Below are 3,778 nucleotides of genomic sequence, written 5' to 3'. Positions count from 1 at the left end.
AGGCGCATCGCGAGGTGCTGGACCACAACGCGGACATCCAGGAAGCGGACGACTTCGTGCGCGAGCGCCTCGAAGGCGCGCGCTCCTGCCTGATCGACCTGCAGCGGCTCTGCTCCTACGGGCATTTCCGGCTGTCCGAGCACATGGGGCTGATCCGGGAGCTTCTCTCGGGGCTCGGTGAATCGCATTCCGCGCAGGTGACGACGCTGCTCCTGCGCCGGCAGGGGGTGGACGCGCGCTGCGTCGATCTCTCGGGCTGGCGCGACGATGCGGAAGTGAGCCTCGACGAGCGGATCGACCGCGGCTTCGCCGACATCGACCTCGCGCGCGAACTGCCCATCGTGACGGGCTACGCGCAATGCGCCGAAGGGCTGATGAACCGCTACGACCGCGGCTATTCCGAGGTGACCTTCGCCAACATCGCCGCGCGCACCGGCGCGGCCGAGGCGATCATTCACAAGGAGTTCCACCTCTCCTCCGCCGACCCGAAGCTCGTCGGCGCGGAGAACGTGCGCAAGCTCGGCCGCACCAACTACGACGTGGCCGACCAGCTCTCGAACATGGGGATGGAGGCGATCCACCCCTCGGCGGCCAAGACCCTGCGCCAGGCGGGGATTCCGCTGCGCGTGACCAATGCCTTCGAGCCGCAGGATCCCGGCACCTTCATCGACGAGGCGCCGGCCGAGGCGCCGGGCGTCGAGATGGTCACCGGCCTCGACGTCTTCGCGCTGCAGGTCTACGAGCCCGACATGGTCGGCGTGAAGGGCTACGACGCCACCATCCTCGAGGCGCTGACGCGCCACGGGCTGCGCATCGTCGCCAAGACCTCGAACGCGAACACGATCACGCACTACGTCGACGCCTCGATGAAATCGGTGCGCCGGGTCGAGCGCGATCTCGCCAAGGCCTACCCGAGCGCCGAGATCACCACGCGCAAGCTTGCCGTCGTCTCGGCGATCGGGCGCGACCTCTCGGGGCTGGGCGCGCTCGCGCGCGGGCTCGCGGCGCTCGACGCCGAGGGGATCGAGCCGGTGGCCGTCGCGCAGGGGCCGCGCAGCGTCGACATCCAGATCGTCCTGCCGCGCGACGCGACAGATACCGCGATCCGCGCGCTGCACCGCGCCCTCGTGGAGGACGCGGCGGTGCCGAAGTCGGACGAGTCGCCGCGCGCCGCGAAATCGCCGCAGCTTGCGGCTTGAGCGGGATCGCAATTCACATCCCCGTGATTGCGCCTTAATCGCCGCGGGGCGCGACCTAGATGTCACAGTGGGCGGCGGTTCGGAACACCGCCGTTCTCTTCACTGTCCCTCGTTCCGACACTGGCGTCCGGGGTCCCCTCCGGGCGCCTTTTTTGTGGCGTCCGCCCCGTCGCGGCGGTTAGACTCCCACCATGTCCGAGAGCTACACCGACGCGGAGCTGCGCGCCATCCTCGAACGCACCCGCACCATCGCCGTGGTGGGCGTGTCGATGAACCCCGTCCGGCCGAGCGCCTATGTCGCGCGATACCTCGCGCTCAAGGGGTACCGCGTGATCCCGGTGAACCCGGCCCACGCCGGCAGGCGCCTGCACGGCGAGACCGTGCGCGCCAGCCTCTCCGAGATCGAGGATCCCGTCGAGATGGTGGACATCTTCCGCCGCTCCGAGGCAGTGCCGCCCATCGTGGACGAGGCGCTGGAAGCCTTCCCCGAGTTGCAGACCATCTGGATGCAGATCGGCGTCGAACACGCCGAGGCGGCCGCGACGGCCCGCGCCCGCGGCGTCACGGTCATCATGAACCGCTGCCCCAAGATCGAGTATCAGCGCCTCTTCGGCGAGCTTCGCATGGGCGGCTTCAACACCGGCGTCATCAGTTCGAAGCTCTGAGGCGCCGTTTGCCCCCCGCGGGGCGGCGTGCTAGGCGCGGCGCCGCTTGCGACGGGGCGGGGCGGGCCGGTGGACAGTGTGAGGCGCGAGACGGCGGAGGACGCGTGGGAGGTCGAGGCGCTCTTCGACCTCGCCTTCGCGCCGGGGCGCGAGGCGCTCTCCTCCTACCGCCTGCGCGAGGGCGTGGCACCGGTGCGGGAGCTCTGCTTCGTGGCGCGGGACACGGGCGGCACCCTCGGTGGCGCGATCCGTTTCTGGCCCGTCCGCGCGGGCGGGCGCGCGGCGCTCCTTCTCGGGCCGGTGGCGGTGCACCCGACGCGGCAGGGCGAGGGGCTGGGCGGGGCGCTCATCCGCGAGAGCCTCGCCGAGGCGGCGCGTCTCGGCTGGGCGCGCGTGCTGCTCGTGGGCGACGCGCCCTATTACGGGCGCTTCGGCTTCGTGCGGCTCGCGGAGGTCGTGATGCCGCCGCCCACGAACCCGGCAAGGGTGCTCGGCCTCGCGCTCACGCCCGGCGCATGGGACGGGATCGCGGGCCCGGTGACGCGCGCGGCTTGAAACGCCGCGCCGGGCGCCCGATCTTTCGCCCATGACAGGCCAGGACCCCGACGCATGACCCAGACCGATCTCGTGCCTGCCCGGCTCTCGGACGAGCTCGACGTGCTCGCCGCGCGCCTCACCGCGGCAGAGGGCACCGCGATCCGGCTTCTGAACTACGTGGGCGGCCGGGCCGAAAGCATGATGGACAGCCTGCCGCCCTGGGCGCGCGACGAACTCGAGCGCGGGACCGAGCGCGCGCTCGGCTACGCGGTGGAGGCCGCGCAGGTCTCGCGCGGGCAGCTCGCGGATCAGCCCGCATGGGTCAACACGGGGCTGACCACGGTGCTCGGCGCGGCGGGCGGCGCCGGCGGGCTCGCCACGGCGCTCGCCGAGCTCCCCGTCACGACGACGGTGCTCTTCCGCGCGATCCTCGGCACGGCGGAGCGCCACGGCTTCGACCCGGACGACCCGGAGGTGCGCCGCGACGGGCTGACCGTCTTCACCGCGGCCGGGCCGCTGGAGTATGACGACGGCGCCAACATGGGCTTTCTCGCGGCCCGCGTGACGCTCACCGGGGCGACGGTGAACAGCGTGATCGCGCGGGTCGCGCCGCGCCTCTCGATCGTCCTCGGGCAGAAGCTCGCGGCGCAATCGGTGCCGGTGCTCGGCGCGGCGGCGGGGGCGGCCACGAACTACGCCTACACCAAATACTATCAGGAAATGGCGCATGTGCACTTCGGGCTCGCGCGCCTCGCGCGGGAGGGCGGGCAGGATACCGCCGTGCTGACCGAGGCGCTGCGCGCGCGCGTGCCTGCGCGTGGCTGAGCGGCTCGCCGCGGAGATCCGCGCCTGCCGCCTCTGCGCCGACCGCTTCGCGGCGACGGCGACGGCACACGCGCCCAACCCGGTCGTCTGGTTCCGCCCCGGCGCGCGCATCCTGATCGCGAGCCAGGCGCCGGGCCTGCGCGTGCACCGGGCCGAGCGCCCCTTCTGGGATCTCTCCGGCCGCCGCCTGCGCGAGTGGCTCGCCATGAGCGAGGCGGAGTTCTACGACCTCGACCGGGTGGCGGTGCTGCCCACGGCCTTCTGCTTTCCGGGCTACGACGCGAAAGGCGCGGACCTGCCGCCGCCGCCCGTCTGCTGGGAAACCTGGCATGCCCGCGCGCTGGAGGCGATCGGCGCGGTGCGGCTGCGCGTGATCGTGGGCGGCGCGGCGCAGAAACGCCACCTCGGCACGCGTGCCGGCGTGACGGAAACGGTGCGCGACTGGCGCGCGCATGCCCCGGGCACCTTCGTGCTGCCGCACCCCTCCTGGCGCAACAACGCCTGGCTGAAGAAGAACCCGTGGTTCGAGGCGGAGCTTCTGCCCGAGCTTCG

5 protein-coding genes are annotated in these 3,778 nt (G+C 72.3%); all 5 read left to right on the top strand.

The window, feature by feature from the left end:
- A partial coding sequence (locus tag ACESL7_RS12525; RefSeq protein WP_372893652.1) for an aspartate kinase occupies positions 1 to 1,199 on the top strand: 1,199 nt, incomplete at its 5' end.
- Positions 1,200 to 1,390: 191 nt separating this feature from the next.
- Entirely contained in the window at positions 1,391 to 1,864 is a 474-nt protein-coding gene (locus tag ACESL7_RS12520) for a CoA-binding protein (RefSeq protein WP_372893651.1), read from the top strand.
- Between the two features lie 69 nt (positions 1,865 to 1,933).
- The gene (locus ACESL7_RS12515) at positions 1,934 to 2,419 is read left to right on the top strand and encodes a GNAT family N-acetyltransferase (protein ID WP_372893650.1); all 486 of its coding nucleotides are present in this window, start codon (positions 1,934 to 1,936) and stop codon (positions 2,417 to 2,419) included.
- A gap of 54 nt (positions 2,420 to 2,473) precedes the next feature.
- A complete protein-coding gene (locus ACESL7_RS12510; protein ID WP_372893649.1) occupies positions 2,474 to 3,226 on the top strand; it encodes an EcsC family protein in 753 nt (250 codons plus the stop codon).
- Positions 3,219 to 3,778: uracil-DNA glycosylase family protein (locus ACESL7_RS12505; RefSeq protein WP_372893648.1), on the top strand; the 560-nt coding region annotated here is incomplete at its 3' end. The genes ACESL7_RS12510 and ACESL7_RS12505, both read left to right, overlap by 8 nt.

The organism is Rhodosalinus sp. (genome assembly GCF_041685465.1).
Taxonomy (GTDB): domain Bacteria; phylum Pseudomonadota; class Alphaproteobacteria; order Rhodobacterales; family Rhodobacteraceae; genus Rhodosalinus.
The sequence above is the reverse complement of the archived record's forward strand: the minus strand, read 5'-3'. Positions and strand labels throughout refer to the sequence as shown.

Bases quoted from the DNA above. Each gene is read 5' to 3' on its own strand.
- ACESL7_RS12520 (WP_372893651.1), top strand. From the start codon at position 1,391: ATGTCCGAGAGCTACACCGACGCGGAGCTGCGCGCCATCCTCGAACGC.
- ACESL7_RS12510 (WP_372893649.1), top strand. From the start codon at position 2,474: ATGACCCAGACCGATCTCGTGCCTGCCCGGCTCTCGGACGAGCTCGAC.